This is a genomic window from Pseudonocardia acidicola (assembly GCF_012911935.1).
Classification (GTDB): domain Bacteria; phylum Actinomycetota; class Actinomycetes; order Mycobacteriales; family Pseudonocardiaceae; genus Pseudonocardia; species Pseudonocardia acidicola.
Genome location: NZ_JAAXLA010000001.1, coordinates 21,954 through 38,732 on the forward strand (window position 1 = coordinate 21,954; position 16,779 = coordinate 38,732).

Consider the following 16,779-nt stretch of genomic DNA (forward strand, 5'->3'; position numbering starts at 1 on the left):
CGAGCGGAAGGTGGATACGAAGGAGATTCTCGGGTCCGAAGAAGCGGGCATGACGAACCGGGTACGCAAGAAGGGCGCACTCTCCCGGGCTCGCATGCTTCTCGCGCCAAGCAGGGGTGAAGAGGCGAAGACCGCAGGAGGCCGACGAGTAGACGTCGGCGCAGATGTTCCATCGCGTCCGCGGGGCGCGGATCAACTTCTCCGATACCGCCGACGTCTGCGCCGGTGGCGCCTCGGAGGAGACCCTCGTGCCTTCAGGGCGCGGCCGCCGATGACGCTACTGCGCGCGGCACAGCTGAACGACGCCCCGGCGATTGTGCACCGATTGGGCCTTTGGCGCCCCGGGTGCACCGACGGACAATCTGCAGATGCCGTCCCGCGGCCGGGCGGCGACACCCACCACGCCGGCCCGGGAGACGTCTGATGACCGCGACCGATGACATCCCCGTGACGACGACCGGCACCGTGCGCGCGGCGTGCCCGCATGACTGTCCCGACACCTGCGCGATGCTGGTGACGGTCACCGACGGCCGGGCCGTCGAGGTGCGCGGCGATCCCGGGCACCCGTTCACCCGCGGCGGCCTGTGCGTGAAGGTCAACAACTACGTGGACAAGGTGTACAGCCCGGACCGGGTGCTGTACCCGATGCGGCGCACCGGCCCCAGGGGCAGTGGCCGGTTCGAGCGCATCTCCTGGGACGCGGCGCTGGACGAGGTCACCTCGCGGTTCCGGGCGACGATCGCCGAGCACGGCCCCGAGGCGATCATGCCGGTCAGCTATCTGGGCACCGAGGGCATCCTGAACGGGCTCAACGTCGGCGACCCGTTCTTCAACAAGCTCGGCGCGACGATCGCCGAGCGCACCTACTGTGACTCCGGCGCCTGCACCGCCTACACGATGACCATCGGCGCCACCGCGGGCGTCGACCCGGAAAGCCTCGTGCACTCCCGCTACATCGTCATCTGGGCCTGCAACATGATGTCGACCAACCTGCACCTGTGGCCGTTCGTGGCCGAGGCGCAACGCCGTGGCGCGAAGGTCGTGGTGATCGACCCGGTCAAGCACCGTACGGCCAAGTACGCCGATTGGCACATACCGATCCGGCCGGGCACCGACGGCGCACTGGCACTGGCCATGATGCACGTGATCATCAACGAGGGCCTGACCGACGAGGCCTACGTCCGCGACCACACCGTCGGCTACCCCGAGCTCGTCGAGCGCGTCCAGCAGTACACCCCGGAGTGGGCGGCGACCCGGACCGGCATCCCGGCGTCGGACATTCGCACCCTGGCCCGCGAGTACGCCACCACCGAGCCCTCGATGATCCGGATCGGGGTGGCGATCGAGCGTCACGCGGGCGGCGGGCAGACGGTGCGCTCGATCGCGTGTCTGCCCGCGCTGGTGGGTGCATGGCGGAAGGTCGGCGGCGGCCTGCTGCAACTGCCGCTGTGGGCGTTCCCGGTCAACTGGGGCGCCCTGATGCACCCCGAGCTGGCCACGCCGGGCACCCGGGTGGTCAACCAGTTCCTGCTGGGCCGGGCGCTCACCGGCGAGCTGGCGCTGGACCCGCCGATCACCGCGCTGATGGTCTACAACTCCAACCCCATGGTCGTGTGTCCCGAGCAGGGCAAGCTGGCCGCCGGGCTCGCCCGGGAGGACCTGTTCACCGTGGTCAGCGACCACTTCCTCACCGACACCGCGCGGTACGCCGACATCGTGCTGCCGGCCACCACCCAGCTCGAGCAGCACGACATCATGTTCAGCTGGGGTCACTTCTATGTCTCGCTGAACACCCCGGCGGTCGCGCCCCTGGGTGAGGCGGTGTCCAACACCGAGCTGTTCCGCCGACTCGCCGCCCGCATGGGCTTCACCGAGCCGTGCTTCACGCGCAGCGACGAGGAGATGATCGCCGAAGCCTTCGACTGGTCGGCGGCGGCGCTGGAGGGCATCACGGTCGAGTCGCTGCGCGAGACCGGGTGGGCCCGGCTGAACCTCCCGTCAGCCGACGAGTACGCCCCGCACGCCGAGGGCGGCTTCCCGACACCGTCGGGGAAGACGGAGTTCCGCTCGTCGATCGCCGCCGAGGCGGGCAATTTCGTCGTGCCGCTGTTCCGGCAGGGCTCCGACGAGTTCCAGCCCGGCGGAGTGGTCGACCCGCTGCCGCACTACGTCCCGCCCCGGGAGACGGCCGACACCGGCTACCAGCTCAACCTCATCTCGCCCAAGTCGCACGCCTACCTCAACTCCAGCGCCGGGGACCAACCCGCGCAGCGGCGTGTGCAGGGCGAGCCCACGGTGACCATCCACCCACAGGACGCGGCCGAGCGCGGCGTCACCGATGGCCAGTACGTGCGGGTGTTCAACGACCGCGGGCAGTTCGTGGCGCTGGCACGGGTGACCGACGAGATCGCCCCTGGCGTGGTCATGTCACCCATGGGCGCCTGGCCCAAGAACGCCAAGGAGCAGTCGACGGTCAACGCCGTCAACCCGTTCGTCTTCGCCGACCTCGGCAACGCGCCGACATTCTCCGACACCCGCGTCGAGGTGGAAGCCGTCCGAGGCGGGATCTCCGGGGATCAGCCCGGTGGGACGCGGCCCGCTCCGTCGGGGCCGGCCGCGAACACCGGCAGCGCCCGCACCACGTCCGGCGGGAGCCCGAGACCCTCCTCGCTGGCGGGGTTCACCGCGAGCCACATGTCGTCCGACGGCCAGTTCGCGGCGAGCTGTGCGATCGGGATGCGAAGGGCGGTGCCGGGGTCCGCCCCCGCCGAGCGCAGCGCGTCCTCCGAGGTGAAGACGGGAATGTAGCGCTGGCCGTCCTGCTCGATGACGGGCAGCGCGATCGCACCTTCGAGTTGCTCCGCACCCTCGGGCGGCGGCGCTTGCGGCAGCAGCGCGATGCTCGTCGCGAGGTCGTGCAGGACGGCTGCGGTGGCCGGATCGGGACCCGCGGCGGTCGGGTCCGCAGCGGCATCGTCTGGGTTCGACGTCATCAGCGCGACGATGCTCGACGCGACCCCCGGCGTCTTCGTCCTGGTAGCACCAAATCCGCCTGCCCTCGTCGCGCGGGAGCGCTGACCCCTAGCAGCAGACCCCGAACCGCGACATCCTGGGCCGTAGCGCAGGCCGTTCCCGACGCCGGCATCGATGGCGCGACTCAGTCGGTCGACCGGTCCGGCGCACCCGGAGACCCGGCAGCCCGGTCTTCCGCACGCGGATCTGCGACAAGTCGTCGGCGAGGAGTGCCATGACGTACACGATCGACAGCACGACCGAGGTGGATCTGCCGCTGGCCGGGGAACTGGGCCGTCAGCTGCGAGTCGATTCGATCCGAGCCAGCACATCCGCAGGTTCCGGCCATCCGACGTCCAGCATGTCCGCCGCGGACCTGCTCGCAGTACTGGTCGCCCGGCATCTGCGTTACGACTGGGACAACCCGGGCGAACCCGGCAACGACCACCTGGTCTTCTCCAAGGGGCATGCGTCTCCGTTGCTGTACGCGATCTTCACAGCGGCCGGGGTGATCACCGAGGACGAGCTGCTCACCGGCTACCGCCGTTTCGGTTCCCGGCTGGAGGGCCATCCGACACCGGCGCTCCCGTGGGTCGACGTCGCGACCGGCTCGCTCGGGCAGGGGTTGCCCGACGCGGTCGGGATCGCCCTGGCCGGCAAGTACCTCGACCGGCTGCCCTATCGGGTATGGGTGCTGTGCGGCGACAGCGAGATGGCCGAGGGGTCCATCTGGGAGGCCATCGACAAGGCCGCCTACTACCGATTGTCCAACCTGATCGCGATCGTCGACGTGAACCGCCTGGGTCAGCGTGGGCCGACGGAGCTGTTCTGGGACCTGGACGCCTACGCCCGCCGCGCGCGGGCCTTCGGCGCCCGGGTGCTGCAGGTCGACGGGCACGACATCACCGCGATCGACCGGGTGCTCGGTGACGCCGGCGCGAACAGTGGCGACCGGCCGACGGTGGTGCTCGCCCGTACCCGCAAGGGTGACGGGTTCTCCGAGGTCGAGGACCGCGAGAACTGGCACGGGAGACCGTTTCCCCCGGCGATGGCCGCCCGCGCGATCATCGAACTCGGCGGGGAGCGGAAGCTGCGGGTCCGCGGGCCGTTGCCGAAGCCGTCCGGTCACCCGGTGCGGCCGGACGCCGGCGACGGTCAGGTGAGGCTGCCGCGGTACGAGCTGGGCGCGAAGGTGGCGACCCGCAAGGCCTACGGTGACGCGCTCGCCGCACTCGGTGCCCGACGTGACGTCGTGGCGATGGACGGTGAGGTCAGCAACTCGACCCACGCCGATCAGTTCGCCGCGGCGTTCCCGGAGCGGTACTTCGAGATGTTCATCGCCGAACAGCAGCTCGTCGCCGCGGCCGTCGGCGTCAGTGTGCGTGGGTACGTGCCGTTCGCCTCGACGTTCGCCGCGTTCTTCACCCGCGCCTACGACTTCATCCGGATGGCCGCGGTGTCCCAGGCCGACATCCGGCTGGTGGGATCGCACGCCGGAGTGGAGATCGGCGCTGACGGTCCGTCGCAGATGGGGCTGGAAGACCTGGCCATGATGCGTGCGGTGCACGGTTCGACCGTGCTCTACCCGAGCGACGCGACGAGCGCGGCAGCTCTGGTGCGGGCCATGGCGGACAGGCCGGGCGTGAGCTACCTGCGCACCACGAGGGGCGCCTATCCGGTCCTGTACGCGCCGGGGGAGGGGTTCCCGATCGGCGGGGCGAAGGTCCTGGCGAGCTCACCCGACGACCGGATCACCCTCGTCGGCGCCGGGATCACCGTGCACACGTGTCTGGCGGCAGCCGCCGAGCTGGCCGCCGACGGCGTGCACGCGCGGGTCATCGATCTGTATTCGGTGAAGCCGGTCGACACGGGCACCCTGGTGGCGGCGGTGCGCGACACCGGCGGCAGGCTGGTGGTCGCCGAGGATCACCATCCCGAGGGCGGCATCGGGTCGGCCGTGCTCGAAGCCCTGGCAGCAGCGGGGCAACGCGATCACGTCGTCACCCAGCTCGCCGTCCGCGAGTTGCCGGGCTCCGGCACCTCCGAGGAGCTGCTCGACGCCGCCGGCATCGGCGCCGCCGGGATCCTGCAGGCGGCACGAGCGCTGCTCGGCTGAGGGCACGGGGCCGGGAGGTGACGACGCCTGCTGCGGCGGCCGGGCCGCCCGCCGAGTCGATGCACGGCAGCAGGCTGTGGCCGGTTCTCGCCGGGCCGATGCTCGGCACGTTCGTCAGCTCGCTCGACCAGACGATCGTCGCGGCGGCCATGCCGACGATCGTCTCCGACCTCGGCGGTGTGAACGGGCTGTCGCGGTCGAACGGCGCGCCCCGACCTCCCGGATGAACCAGAGCAGGTCGGTGACGGCCTCGTCCGCGGCGTTGCTGGTGTTCGGCGCCGGATGGGGCCTGGTCATCCCTCAGGCCGGGGAGACCTGTCCTGACCCGGGGCGTCTCTCGACGTTCAGGTCAGTGGCCTGTGTCCGTGCAGACGCCTCACCGAACAAGGTGCTGCACGACCGGTGGACTCCCGGCAACGGGTGCCCTCACGTGTTCGCACAGCCGGTGTACGACCAGGCTCCATCCTCGGGTCGATGTCCGGCGCACAGGCGAGCGGCATCATGACGGAGCGGGCCGGCGAGATCGTCGCCGGCCCCGCGGGAGGGAGTCGCTGTGGACGCGACGTCATGGCATGTGTTCGGCTCGATCGCGACCGACGTGTGCTGGGGGGTGTTCGCGATCGCCTGGATGGTCGGAGCGGTGGTCAATCATCGGCGCGCCCCACGGGTGGTCAGCCGGGCCAGTGGCACCCCGTGGCTGGTGATCATCGCGCTGGCCTGGCTGGTGGGCAGCCTCGTGCCGAGAGCCGCGTGGCGCCCGGTCACGTACGGGCCGGTCTGGCTCACCGTCGTCGGGAGCGTGGTCCTGCTGCTGAGCACCGGGTTCACGCTGTGGGCCCGCTGGCGGCTGGGCACGATGTGGACCGCGACGGCGACCATCAAAGCGGACCATCGACTCCGGACCGACGGTCCGTACGCCATCACCCGTCATCCGATCTACACCGGGCTCTTGGGCATGCTCATCGGTACCGCGCTCATGAACGGACTCGGAGTGTGGCTCGTTCTGCCGGCCCTGGGGTTCGTGGCGTTCGCGGTGAAGATCCACGCCGAGGAGCGCCTGCTGACCGGTCACTTCCCCGGCAGCTACCAGGCGTACCGAGACCGCGTCCCGCAGCTGGTTCCCGGAGTTCGCCGCTCACGCTCCCGCGATGTGGCGGCCGGGAGTTCTGCGGGGTCGACCCGGTCGCAATGAGCTGGACCGTGAGACCGCGCCCGCAACGAGTCCCGGTGGCCACCCGCATCGAATGCAGTTCAGCGCAGTCACAGGGCGCACGGTTCAGGCACCGCCGGCCAATTGGGCGTCGCTGGGCACCTGGTCCGGAACCGGGACACCGTTCGCCGCCGACCCCTGCTGGAGGGTGGTGACCTGTCCATTGACCTTGTCGAGGTCCTGCGGGCCCGCCGTGCCGTCCTTGATCTTGGCGGCCAGCCCGCTGAGGCCGGCGGAGGCCTCGTCGAACGGTGCGACGAGCTTGCACAGGTGCGGGTCCGACTCGGCGTCCTGCTTGGCGATGTTCAGCTCGTGCACCGTGAACGCCCCGGCGAGACCCGCCTTGACCAGCGCCGCTGTCCGGCCGTGCGCACCGGCGGCGAACGACCCGTTCTTGTACGGCGTGTAAATGAAATGGTGGAACGCGCCGAACGCCAAACCAGCGTGCAATACGAATTTCGTCTTGTCGAAGCTCACGCTGTTGACCTGCTGGCAGCCCGCACCCGCCGACGCCGTGCTCGGTGCCGCGGAAACCGGCGTACCGGACCCAGCCGCCATGCCGGCCGATTTCGGGCCACATCCAGCCATCGCCTCGATGGAGCCGAGCAGCATCAACGCGCTGACCAGCCAATTCAGGGCGCGGCGGGAGCCGATTCCGGCCATTCGGTGAACCATCCTTTGCCAGTGCATTAATCGTATCGGGACCGCTGCCACGGTAGCGACAGGTGACAATCCCGGAACGACGGGGCTTCACTGGCCGGCTGTCTGATTCGAACGGTGATCGAGCGGGGCCGTCGTGCTGCGCGCCCGGCCGGCAGGGCCGGCACCCGCCCGGATCGGTGTCGCGGGCGGAGTACCGGGTGCCGTGCTCACGGGGGCAGGCCGGTCGTGGAGAGGGCCGGGCCGACCTGACGGTGTGCGGGAGGAGCCCGCCGGCCGGATCAGAACTCGAAGTCGCCGCCGACGTCCTCGAATCCGGCGTCTCCGGCGTCTCCGGCGTCCGCGGGCTCGTCGACCGGCTCCTGGGCGAACTCCTCGCCGCCGGCCATGTCGCCACCGGTGTCGAGATCGTCACCGAGAAAGGCGTCGGCGATCGCGGTACCGATGAACGCCCCGGCCACGCTCGCCAGCAGCGTGCCGGCGATCATGCTGCCCATGCCGGGGCCACCGCGGCCACTGCCGAGGGTGCGTTCCATCGTGCCGGGCTGCCGCATCTCGGCGCGGGTCGCCATCCGTGCCAGTGACCGCGGGTCGTCCGACGTCGCCCGCTCCGAGGCGGGCACGGTGCTGCCGAGCTCGGAGAGGACCTGCTGACGCTGCTGGGGAGTGAGTTTCGCGAACGCCTCGGCGTGCGCCTGCTCGACCGTCTCCGGAGGCGCGGTGCGCAGCATGTAGCGGTACCGCTCGACGGCGGCCTCGTCGGGATTGCGCTGTCCCGAAGCCGCCCCGCCCGGGGCCTGGCCCGCGGGTCCCGCGGCCGGGTATCCCTGCGGCTGGGCGGAGGTGGGAGCCAAGCGCTCCCTGAGCTTGTCGAACAGGCCCATCGGTGGAGGTCCTTCCTGGTCGTGACTGCACGTCGGACACGCACAATCCGCATGAAGCACGCAAAACGGATCAGCGTGTCCGTCGGGCCCAACGGACAGCGCCCCAGGGAGGTTCCCGCGATCCGCGCCCCGGGGGGTGCGGCCTCGCGGCTCAGACCACGGAGAGCACGGCTGCGACGAAGCCGTCGACGTGCCTGGTCGCGATCCGGCGGGCCAGGTCGGCATCACCCTGGACGATCGCGTCAAGCACCGGCGCGAACTCGTCGACGTGGCCGGCGATCTCCGGCATCCGGTCCAGGAACAGGTGCCAGATCCGGAGCATGAGGTTGTGGTACTGGGAGAGCGTGTTCTCCAGGTAGGGATTGCCGGTCGAGCGGTAGATGGCGCGGTGTACCCGGGTGTCGAACGCGATCAGGTCGGCGGGTGAGGTCGGGAGGTTCTCGGCCGCGCGACGCAGCGCCCGGAGCCCCTCGCGCTGGGCGATGGTGGCGCGCTGGGCCGCGAGGGCGGCCGCTTCGCCTTCGAGTTGGACGCGCACCTCGGCCAGGTGCCCGACGTCGGTGATGTGCACCGCGGTCGCGAAGACGCCACGCCGGGGATAGACCGCCACCAGGCGCTCGATCTCCAGCCGCTTGATGGACTCCCGAACCGGCGTGCGACCCACGCCGAGGCGTCGCATCACCTGCTCCTCGCTGATCGGTGCGCCCGGCGGGATCTGCACCGTCACCAGCAGGTCGCGCAGCCCGAGGTAGGCCGCCGAGGCCATCGACGTCGCCGGCGGTTCGGCGAACTCCGCTTCGACGTGGTTGCCCGGTTGCGACATGTGACCTACGGTACAACGCAGACTGATATATCAGTTGTCGGCCACTGGTGGAGGAGCAATGACGCTCGCCGAGGACACCCGCGCCCGTCCGACGGTCCTGACCGGGGAACAGCGCGCGTTCTACGATGCCGACGGCTACCTGCTGGTCGAGCGGTGACCAGGCCCGTCGACCAGCACCCCACCTACGGGGAGTTCGCCGCGCAGTCGCAGGTGGCCGACATCGCGGCCGACCTGGTCGGGCCGGACGTGACGTTCCACCATTCCACGCTCAATTTCACATGGGCGCGCGGCGGGGCCGAGGTCAAGTGGCATCAGGACATCCAGGCCTGGCCGCACACCAACTACAGCCCGCTGACCATCGGCACCTATCTGTACGACTGCGGGATGGACCAGGGCCCGCTCGGGGTGCTGCCGGGCAGCCACGACGGCGAGTTGTACGACCTCTACGACGACGAGCGCCGCTGGGTCGGCTCACTCTCCGACGCCGACGCGGCCACCATCCCGGCCGACCGGACGGTCTACCTGCCCGGTCCGGCCGGATCGATCACGATCCACAACTGCCGGCTGCTGCACCACTCGGCCGCCAACCACTCCGACATCGGCAGGCCGCTGCTGCTCAACGTCTACAGCGCGGCCGATGCGATGCCCTACACCCCCGACCCGCTGGACAGCAGTCACGCCGGGGAGATCGTCCGTGGCACGCCCGCCACCTGGGCCCGACACGACCCGCGGCCGTGCCTGATCCCGCCGGACTGGTCGGGCGGCTACAGCGGGCTGTTCGCCCTGCAACAGAAGGAAGACCGCGCCCGGACCGTACCGACCCAGCAGTGACCGACGACGCGAATTCCGGAGGAATCGTCATGCGCCTTTCAGCGGCCCAACTCGAGCAGTACGAACGCGATGGTTTCGTCGTCCTCCCCGGGCTGTTCTCCGCCGGCGAGGTCGATCTGCTCAAGAGCGAGCTGGCACGCATCGGGTCGATCGAGACCGATCACATCATCCGCGAACGCAGCGGCGGGGTGGCCAAGGCGATCTACCGTGCGCACGAGGCGGACGGCCCGACCGCCTCACCGGTCTTCCGCGCGGCGGTCCGGGCGCCGCGCATGCTGGGGCCCGCGCGGGACATCCTGGGCGACGAGCAGCTGTACATCTACCACTGCAAGTGCAACCTGAAGACCGCCATCGACGGCTCGATCTGGCAGTGGCACCAGGACTTCGGGACGTGGCGCCACGACGGGACGCCCAGCCCGGACCTGACGACCGGGCTGGTGATGCTCGACGAGGCGACCGAGGCCAACGGCTGCCTGTACTTCATCCCCGGGAGCCACCGGCTGGGCTCGCTGGAGCCGGAACTGGACGACACGACGACGTCATACCGGCTCTGGGTGGTGCCCAAGGCGCGCCTCATCGAGATCATGGAGCAGAGCCCGGAGCCGGTGGCGATCACCGGCAAGCCCGGTGACGTCGTGTTCTTCCACCCGAACATCCTGCACGGATCGGGGCACAACATGTCCCGCCACGACCGGTGGCAGGCCTACTTCGTGTACAACCGCGTGGCCAACCGTCCGCGCGACGTGCAGAACCCGCGGCCGGACTACGTACGGTCGACGAACTTCGCGCCGCTCGAGCCGGGCGACGACGACATCGCTGCGCCGGTCGGGCAGCACACTTAGCGAACGGGCCGCCGATGCGTCGGCGGTCACGCTCATGATCGGCAGTTGCGGGACGAGCCGGCCACTCCTGGCCGCAATGTCCCGCAACCGCCGATCTGCTGTTGCTGTCCGGCGATCGACCATGTGGTGCTGTACCGCGCGCGGCCGGTGGGGGAGGATTCACCAGGCACCATCGCCGGGGACAGGAGTCCGATGGTTTCTTTGCCGTACAACGGCCTTCGCCGCCTGCTCGGGGCAACGATGATCATCGCCGGCGTGCTCGGCGCATCGGCATGCGGATCGCCCGCCGACGCCGCGGTGGCCTTACCGGCACAGGTCAGCCCCGCGCCGTCCCCGACGCCGGCGCCCGGCGCGTCGGGTGTCGACGTCAGCCGGCTCGTCATCACGGCGGCGGACATCCCGCTTCCCGGCCTCACCCGGCAGTCCGTCCAGGCCGTCACCCAGGGCCCGCTCACCGGAGCGACGGCGCTGTTCGGCACCGCGGATGGCACGAAGCAGGTCGGCGAGACGATCGTCGTCCTCCCGGACGCCGCGGCGGCCCGCACGGCCGTGCAGGGTGCCGTGTCGTCGACCCAGAGCCAGCGCCCGGGCTCCACCACGTCGACCGTGCCGGTCGGTGATCAGGGTGTGGTCATCACCGGCTACCAGCAGAACGGGACGGCATCGACGCTGCTGCTGTTCAGCCAGGGTGTGGCCTCGGTGGCGATGGACTTCCGCAGCCCGGCGACGGACCCGGTACCGGCCGACGTGGCGACGGCGGCAGGGGGCAAGCAGGCCGCGCGGCTCGCATCCAAACTCGGTTGACGGTTCGCCGGGCTGGGCGCCGACCTGCGTGAGCGCAGGTGCCGCAGCACGATGGCGGCATGACCCCGCCGCGAACCCCGGACGGACGCTGGATCGTCGTCGACGGGCGACGCTGGCGGGCAGCGGACCCGGACCTGCCCGAGGACGTGCGTGCCGCGCTGCTGCACCACCTCGGGGTGGCCCGCTCGGCGGTGCGGGCCGCCAAGCGCTCGGGGGACGCCGACGCGCTGGCCGAAGGGCGGGCCGCGGTGGGGCAGGCCAAGCGGGGGCTGGGCGAGCGGGGCGAGCCGTGGTGGCAGCAGGACCCGGCGCAGCGCCGGGCCCGGTGGACCGAGGCGCTGCGCCGGCTCGACCAGGGGTAGCGACCACCCCTTCCGGATCACCAGATGCGCACGCGCTGCTCGGGTGGGGTGAACAGGGCGTCGGACCCGGTCACCCCGAACGCCTCGTGGAAGGCGTCGAGGTTGGTGACCACCGCGTTGCAGCGCAGGTCCGGCGGGGAGTGCGGGTCGACGGCGAGGCGGCGGACCGCCTCGGCGTCGCGGGTCACGGCCCGCCAGACCTGTGCCCAGCCGAACAGCACCCGCTGCAGCCCGGTGAGCCCGTCGAGCACCGGCGGCTCGGCTCCGCGCATCGCGATCTTGTAGGCCTTCAGCGCGATGGTCAGCCCGCCGAGGTCGCCGATGTTCTCCCCGACGGTGAGCGCGCCGTTGACCTTGTGGTCGGGCAGCCCGGCGAGGGACAGGGCGCTGTACTGCTCGATGAGGGCCTGGGCGCGCCGCTCGAACTCGGCGCGGTCCCCGGGCTCCCACCAGTCGGTCATGTTGCCCTCGCCGTCGTACTTCGAGCCTTGGTCGTCGAAGCCGTGGCCGATCTCGTGGCCGATGACCGCGCCGATTCCGCCGTAGTTCGCGGCGTCGTCGGCCTCGGGGTCGAAGAACGGCGGCTGCAGGATCGCCGCGGGGAAGACGATCTCGTTCATCCGCGGGTGGTAGTAGGCGTTGACCGTCTGCGGGGTCATCAGCCATTCCTTGCGATCCACCGGCTTGCCGATCTTCGCGAGCTCGTAGTCGGTGGCCCAGGCACCGGCGCGGCGGACGTTGCCGAGCAGGTCGTCAGGGGCGATCTCGAGGGCCGAGTAGTCCTTCCACTCGTCCGGATAGCCGATCTTCGGCGTGAACTTCGCCAGTTTCGCCAGGGCGCGCTCGCGGGTGGCCGGGCCCATCCAGTCCAGCTCGCTGATGCTCTGCCGGTACGCCTCGACCAGGTTCGCGACGAGGGTCTGCATCCGCTCCTTCGACGAGGCCGGGAAGTGCCGTTCCACGTACAGCCGGCCCACCGCCTCGCCCAGCGCGCCCTCGACGAGGGAGACGCCGCGCTTCCACCGCTCGCGCAGCTGCGGCGTGCCGGACAGGGTGCGGCCGTAGAAGTCGAAGTCCTCCTCGACGACGGCCTCGCCCAGGTAGTCGGCGAACGCGGAGGCGGTGCGGATGGCGAGCCAGGCCTGCCACTGCTCCAGCGGGCGCTGCGCCCACAGCTTCGCGGCGGCGACGACGAAGGTCGGCTGCCGCACGATGACCTCGTCGAACGAGCCCGCGGGCGCGCCGAGGGCCTCCAGCCAGGCGTCCCAGTCGAAGTCGGGCGCGTTCTCCCGCAGCGCCGGGAGGGTCATCAGGGTGTAGGTCTTCTCCGCGTCGCGGTTGGTCACCCGGTCCCAGGAGACCTCGGCCAGCGCCGTCTCCAGCTCCATCACCGTGTCGGCGAGCGGGGCCGGTTCGGGCAGGCCGACCAGCTCGGCGAGCCGGGCCAGGTGCTTGACGTACGCGGCGCGGATCTCGGCGTAGGCGTCCTCGCGGTAGTACGACTCGTCGGGCAGCCCGAGGCCGGACTGGGACAGGTGCACCAGGTAGCGCGTGGAGTCCTTGGCGTCGGTGCTCACGTACGTGCCGAACAGGGAGGCGCGCCCCTCCCGCTGGCGCCGCCCCAGCACCGCGGCGAGGGCGGCCCGGTCGTCTGCGCTCGCGACCTCGTCGAGCAGCGGACGCAGCGGCTCGATGCCGGCGGCCTCGATGCGGTCGACGTCCATGAACGAGGTGTAGAGGTCGCCGATCTTCTGGGCGTCGCTGCCGGGCTCGGACGGGCTGGCCGCAGCTTTCTCGACGATGGCGCGCACGTCCTCCTCGGCGCGGTCGCGCAGCGCCCGGAACGCGCCGTCCTGCGCCCGGTCGTCGGGAATCTCGTGGGTGCGCAGCCACCGGCCGTTGACATGTCCGAACAGGTCGTCCTGAGGGCGGGTGTCGGAGTCGACCCACTCGAGGTCGAGTCCGCTCCGCGTCGGCTGTGTCGGGGTGGTGGTCATACCCCATCCTGCCTTGCCGGGGCCGTCGTGTGCTGCGGTTGCCACCGCGGCGCGTCGGCCTACGCCGTCAGAGGCTCCGGTCCGCGCAGCGGGCGTAGGTGTGCCGCCACGGCCGCACCCGCTCCAGCGCCGCCGCCGCCGCGATCACACCGGGGTCGTCGTAGCGCCGGCCGATGATCTGCAAGCCGACGGGCAGATCGCCCTCGGCCATGCCCGCAGGCACGGACACCGCCGGGTGCCCGGTGTAGTTGATCGGGTACGTCATGCACCACCCGATCAGCGGGTTCACCTCGACATCGTTGATCCGGGTGGGACCGGCGGTGGCGCCGCCGTCGGCGTTCGGCACCGGCAGGCAGGCGAGGGTGGGCGTCAGGAGCAGGTCGTAGTCGCCGAACACGCCTTGGACCGCGTCGTAGACCTCCGACCGCATCTGCTGGTCGCGCAGCACCTCGAGCGCGCTCCGCCGGTAGTTCGCCTCGACGTACGAGCGGTACTCCGGCGGCAGATCCCCGTCGGCCAGCAGGTCGAGCCCTTGCGCCTTGAACAGTTCGATGACCTCGACCCCGGCCATCATCCGGCACCAGAGCTCGGCCAACTCCTGCTGCCCGTAGGGCATCGTCATGTCGATCTCGTCCACGGTGGCACCGGCCTCGCGGAACGCGGCCGCGGCCTGTGCGGTCACCGCGGCGACCTTCGGGTCGACGGGGTACATGCCGAAGTCGGGGCTGTAGGCGATGCGCGTGCCGGTCAGCGACCGCTCGCAGGCCCCGGCGTAGTCCACGGTCTCGTCGAGGGCGAACGGGTCACGCGGGTCGTACCCGGTGAGCACCGAGGCGCCGAGGGCGACGTCGGCGACGCTGCGCCCGATCACGCCTTCGAACAGGAACGGGCTGATCCCGCCGAACGCGTTGGGGCGCGCCACGAACGGGACCCGCCCGAACGACGCCTTGTAGCCGACGACCCCGCACCAGGAGGCGGGGATGCGGATCGACCCACCGCCGTCGGTGCCCTCGGCCAGCGGCAGCAGGCCGTCGGCCACGGCGGCCGCGGAGCCGCCCGAGGAGCCGCCGGAGTTGCGGCTGGTGTCGAACGGGTTGCGGGTGGCTCCGAACAGCGGGTTGTCGCAGGTCCCGCGGAAGCCCATGACCGGTGAGTTGGTCTTGCCGAGCAGGATCGCCCCGGCGGCCTTCATGCGTTCGGCGTAGGTGCAGTGGTGCTGGGCGATGTTCTCGCGCAGCGCCGGGATGCCGCCGAACGTCGACGGCCAGCCCGGATGGAAGTCGAAGAGGTCCTTCAGCGCGGTGGGGACGCCGTGCAGCGGCCCCAACTCCTCGCCGTCCAGGACCGCTTTCTCCGCGCGCCGGGCCGCCTCCCTCGCGTCGTCGGCGGCGAGGAAGACGAAGGCGTTGAGGCTGGGATTGCGTTGCTCGATGCGCTCCAGGAAGTAGCCGACGATCTCGACGGGCGAGATCTCGCGCGTGCGGACCGCCGCCGCCAGGTCCGTCGCGGATGCGTACGCCAGGTCGTCGTCGACGGACATCGGGACTCCTTCTGTGAGGGCGGAATGCGGGGCAGGGCTCAGAGCGCGTGCCACCCGCTCACACGGCGCAGGTCCATCTCGAACTCGACCTCGACGACCGGTGGCCTGGTCAGCCAGCGCACGAACCCGTGACGGGCGACCGCCGGGAGCCGGTCGAGCAACATCTCGCTCAGCCCGGCGGTCTCGTGTGCGGTGTAGACGTTCACGAGCGTGGGCGACTGCGGGTCCTTGCCCAGCCCGGCCAGCCTGGCCCGCATCTCGTCGATGACGTGGCCGGCCTTCGCCGTCAGGCCGGCTTCGGAGATGTCACCGCGCGCGACGATCGCGTCGGGGTCGAGCCCGTCGATCTCCCCGCCGCCGGCGACCACGAAGTCGACACCCCCGGCGCCGGCGGCCGGTTGGACGAGGAAGGCGGACAACAGCACGGGCTGGGCAGGCGCGGATCGGACCGGGACGACGTTCGTGCGTGCGATCGGGTTCACGCCGTCCTGCAGCAGGCCGCGCTCGGCGAGCAGTTGCCGGTAGGTCTCGTTGAACTCGTCGAAGGCCCCGAACGCGAACGGCGCCGGGGACCGCAGTTCGATACCGACCAGCGCACTCGGCGGCAGACCGCGCCGGGCGCACTCGTCGTCGAGACGAACGAAGCCGTCGACGACCGGCGGCGGGACATCGAAACGCAACCCGATGATCTCGTAGCCCGGTTCGGCGGCGACGCCGGACGAGTAGGGGGCAATGGCCGGCAGGTACCGGTAGGTCCCGGTGCTGTGGGCCGAGGCGGTGTACGGCATGGACGGATCAGTCGAAGTACTTGGCCTGGGCCTGCAGTTCCTCCAGCACGCTCGCGTCGTGGCCGTAGACCATGGTGGCGTCGTAGCGGCGTTGCAGTTGCTGGGTCCAGCGGAAGCTGCGCCACCAGGCGTGCGAGTCACGGCCGAGCCAACCCTGGGGCAGACCCTGTTCGAACAGGTCGCGGACGTGGAACAGGTCGCTGGTCAGGATGAAGTGTCCGGAGTTGCGGGTCTGGACCTGCATGGTCATCAGGCCCGGGGTGTGGCCGGGCATGTGCCGCACGGTGATGCCCTCGAACAGTTCGGTCTCGTCGCGGTGGATGGGCTGCCAGTTCAGCTCCCAGTGCAGGTCGCCGGGCACGTAGGCGCCGATGTCTTCCTTGGTAGCGACCGCGTAGTAGTGCTCCTTGATCTCCAGTTCGTGGGCGAAGATCGGGATGTCCTTGCCGCGGAAGTGCTCCAGCCCGCCCGCGTGGTCGAGGTGCAGATGGCCCATCACGACGGCTTGGATGTCGTCGATGCCGTAGCCGGCGGCCTCGAGGGCCTTGTCGAGGTGGTGCTGCTCCTCGTAGACGTTGACCGGAAAGGCATCCCAGGCGAGTTCGGGCCATTCCTGTCGGGCGTTCTGCGCACAGCCGGTCTCGAACAGGAGCGGGCCGGCCGTGGGATGTTCGATCACGGCCGCGATGACGGCGACCCGGCGGCGCTCGTACTGCGGGCGCGGGTTGGACTGGACCGCCGCATTGCACCCGCGGATGAAGAAGCCGTCGTCGGTGTCGATACGGCCGAGATCGAGCAGGGACAGCTTCGTTCCAGCCATGGACTGCCTCTCCGTTGCGTACGGTGGCGATCCATTCGTTCCAGCCTCCGGCCCGGTGAACTCCGGCCACGAGATGGTTCGAATGGCACA

General features: G+C 70.6%; 15 protein-coding genes, 1 pseudogene and 1 riboswitch. Of the genes and pseudogenes, 8 read left to right on the forward strand and 8 right to left on the reverse strand.

Annotated elements, in window-relative coordinates; translation table 11 throughout:
* Nucleotides 1–423: 423 nt before the first annotated feature.
* Nucleotides 424–2,808, forward strand: coding sequence for a molybdopterin-containing oxidoreductase family protein (locus tag HF526_RS00085; RefSeq protein ID WP_239028126.1), 2,385 nt, complete (start codon nucleotides 424–426; stop codon nucleotides 2,806–2,808).
* Here the strand turns inward: HF526_RS00085 and HF526_RS36710 are convergent.
* Nucleotides 2,691–3,344, reverse strand: a pseudogene (locus HF526_RS36710) (SseB family protein); the annotation flags it as partial. The gene HF526_RS00085 and the pseudogene HF526_RS36710 overlap by 118 nt on opposite strands.
* Here HF526_RS36710 and HF526_RS00095 point away from each other — a divergent pair.
* From HF526_RS00095 to HF526_RS00105, 3 genes are all read left to right on the forward strand, one after another.
* The gene (locus tag HF526_RS00095; protein ID WP_169379115.1) at nucleotides 3,248–5,128 is read left to right on the forward strand and encodes a transketolase; all 1,881 of its coding nucleotides are present in this window, start codon (nucleotides 3,248–3,250) and stop codon (nucleotides 5,126–5,128) included. The pseudogene HF526_RS36710 and the gene HF526_RS00095 overlap by 97 nt on opposite strands.
* A gap of 17 nt (nucleotides 5,129–5,145) precedes the next feature.
* Nucleotides 5,146–5,355, forward strand: a complete 210-nt coding sequence (locus HF526_RS00100) for a hypothetical protein (RefSeq protein WP_169379096.1) — start codon at nucleotides 5,146–5,148, stop codon at nucleotides 5,353–5,355.
* Between the two features lie 20 nt (nucleotides 5,356–5,375).
* A riboswitch (M-box (ykoK) riboswitch) is annotated at nucleotides 5,376–5,523 on the reverse strand.
* 158 nt (nucleotides 5,524–5,681) lie between these two features.
* On the forward strand, nucleotides 5,682–6,320 hold the full coding sequence (locus HF526_RS00105; RefSeq protein ID WP_169379116.1) for a methyltransferase: 639 nt from the start codon (nucleotides 5,682–5,684) through the stop codon (nucleotides 6,318–6,320).
* An 84-nt stretch (nucleotides 6,321–6,404) separates the two neighbouring features.
* Here HF526_RS00105 and HF526_RS00110 read toward each other — a convergent pair whose 3' ends face one another.
* The 3 genes from HF526_RS00110 to HF526_RS00120 all read right to left on the reverse strand — a co-directional run bounded on the left by HF526_RS00110 (nucleotide 6,405) and on the right by HF526_RS00120 (nucleotide 8,705).
* Nucleotides 6,405–7,001 (reverse strand): hypothetical protein, encoded by a 597-nt coding sequence (locus tag HF526_RS00110; RefSeq protein ID WP_169379117.1) that lies wholly within the window; start codon nucleotides 6,999–7,001, stop codon nucleotides 6,405–6,407.
* A 278-nt stretch (nucleotides 7,002–7,279) separates the two neighbouring features.
* Nucleotides 7,280–7,882: a hypothetical protein gene (locus tag HF526_RS00115; RefSeq protein ID WP_169379118.1), complete on the reverse strand. Its 603-nt coding sequence runs from the start codon at nucleotides 7,880–7,882 to the stop codon at nucleotides 7,280–7,282.
* 151 nt (nucleotides 7,883–8,033) lie between these two features.
* Nucleotides 8,034–8,705, reverse strand: a complete 672-nt coding sequence (locus HF526_RS00120; RefSeq protein WP_169379119.1) for a GntR family transcriptional regulator — start codon at nucleotides 8,703–8,705, stop codon at nucleotides 8,034–8,036.
* A 153-nt stretch (nucleotides 8,706–8,858) separates the two neighbouring features.
* Between HF526_RS00120 and HF526_RS00125 the strand changes: the two genes are divergently transcribed.
* From HF526_RS00125 to HF526_RS00140, 4 genes are read left to right on the forward strand one after another with little or no spacing between them, the layout of a single operon-like run.
* Nucleotides 8,859–9,536: a phytanoyl-CoA dioxygenase family protein gene (locus tag HF526_RS00125; protein WP_211176563.1), complete on the forward strand. Its 678-nt coding sequence runs from the start codon at nucleotides 8,859–8,861 to the stop codon at nucleotides 9,534–9,536.
* 29 nt (nucleotides 9,537–9,565) lie between these two features.
* Nucleotides 9,566–10,378 carry a phytanoyl-CoA dioxygenase family protein gene (locus tag HF526_RS00130; protein WP_169379121.1) on the forward strand — a complete coding sequence of 271 codons (813 nt, stop codon included), beginning with the start codon at nucleotides 9,566–9,568 and terminating at the stop codon, nucleotides 10,376–10,378.
* A gap of 45 nt (nucleotides 10,379–10,423) precedes the next feature.
* On the forward strand, nucleotides 10,424–11,182 hold the full coding sequence (locus tag HF526_RS00135) for a hypothetical protein (RefSeq protein WP_169379122.1): 759 nt from the start codon (nucleotides 10,424–10,426) through the stop codon (nucleotides 11,180–11,182).
* Nucleotides 11,183–11,241: 59 nt separating this feature from the next.
* The gene (locus HF526_RS00140; protein WP_169379123.1) at nucleotides 11,242–11,544 is read left to right on the forward strand and encodes a biopolymer transporter Tol; all 303 of its coding nucleotides are present in this window, start codon (nucleotides 11,242–11,244) and stop codon (nucleotides 11,542–11,544) included.
* Nucleotides 11,545–11,561: 17 nt separating this feature from the next.
* Here the strand turns inward: HF526_RS00140 and HF526_RS00145 are convergent, their stop codons facing one another.
* The 4 genes from HF526_RS00145 to HF526_RS00160 all read right to left on the reverse strand — a co-directional run bounded on the left by HF526_RS00145 (nucleotide 11,562) and on the right by HF526_RS00160 (nucleotide 16,689).
* Nucleotides 11,562–13,541, reverse strand: coding sequence for a M13 family metallopeptidase (locus HF526_RS00145; protein ID WP_169379124.1), 1,980 nt, complete (start codon nucleotides 13,539–13,541; stop codon nucleotides 11,562–11,564).
* 67 nt (nucleotides 13,542–13,608) lie between these two features.
* Complete coding sequence (locus HF526_RS00150) at nucleotides 13,609–15,081, reverse strand: amidase (protein ID WP_169379125.1); 1,473 nt, start codon at nucleotides 15,079–15,081, stop codon at nucleotides 13,609–13,611.
* A gap of 38 nt (nucleotides 15,082–15,119) precedes the next feature.
* Entirely contained in the window at nucleotides 15,120–15,869 is a 750-nt protein-coding gene (cnbZ, locus tag HF526_RS00155) for a 2-amino-5-chloromuconate deaminase CnbZ (RefSeq protein WP_169379126.1), read from the reverse strand.
* A 7-nt stretch (nucleotides 15,870–15,876) separates the two neighbouring features.
* Entirely contained in the window at nucleotides 15,877–16,689 is an 813-nt protein-coding gene (locus tag HF526_RS00160; protein WP_169379127.1) for an N-acyl homoserine lactonase family protein, read from the reverse strand.
* Between the last annotated feature and the right edge of the window lie 90 nt (nucleotides 16,690–16,779).

What these genes read in the sequence shown, in the direction of transcription:
- HF526_RS00140 (WP_169379123.1), top strand. Translation starts at nt 11,242, where the DNA reads ATGACCCCGCCGCGAACCCCGGACGGACGCTGGATCGTCGTCGACGGG.
- HF526_RS00095 (WP_169379115.1), top strand. Translation starts at nt 3,248, where the DNA reads ATGACGTACACGATCGACAGCACGACCGAGGTGGATCTGCCGCTGGCC.
- HF526_RS00085 (WP_239028126.1), top strand. Translation starts at nt 424, where the DNA reads ATGACCGCGACCGATGACATCCCCGTGACGACGACCGGCACCGTGCGC.
- HF526_RS00160 (WP_169379127.1), bottom strand. Translation starts at nt 16,689, where the DNA reads ATGGCTGGAACGAAGCTGTCCCTGCTCGATCTCGGCCGTATCGACACC.
- HF526_RS00150 (WP_169379125.1), bottom strand. Translation starts at nt 15,081, where the DNA reads ATGTCCGTCGACGACGACCTGGCGTACGCATCCGCGACGGACCTGGCG.
- HF526_RS00115 (WP_169379118.1), bottom strand. Translation starts at nt 7,882, where the DNA reads ATGGGCCTGTTCGACAAGCTCAGGGAGCGCTTGGCTCCCACCTCCGCC.
- HF526_RS00145 (WP_169379124.1), bottom strand. Translation starts at nt 13,541, where the DNA reads ATGACCACCACCCCGACACAGCCGACGCGGAGCGGACTCGACCTCGAG.
- HF526_RS00130 (WP_169379121.1), top strand. Translation starts at nt 9,566, where the DNA reads ATGCGCCTTTCAGCGGCCCAACTCGAGCAGTACGAACGCGATGGTTTC.
- HF526_RS00110 (WP_169379117.1), bottom strand. Translation starts at nt 7,001, where the DNA reads ATGGCCGGAATCGGCTCCCGCCGCGCCCTGAATTGGCTGGTCAGCGCG.
- HF526_RS00120 (WP_169379119.1), bottom strand. Translation starts at nt 8,705, where the DNA reads ATGTCGCAACCGGGCAACCACGTCGAAGCGGAGTTCGCCGAACCGCCG.
- cnbZ (WP_169379126.1), bottom strand. Translation starts at nt 15,869, where the DNA reads ATGCCGTACACCGCCTCGGCCCACAGCACCGGGACCTACCGGTACCTG.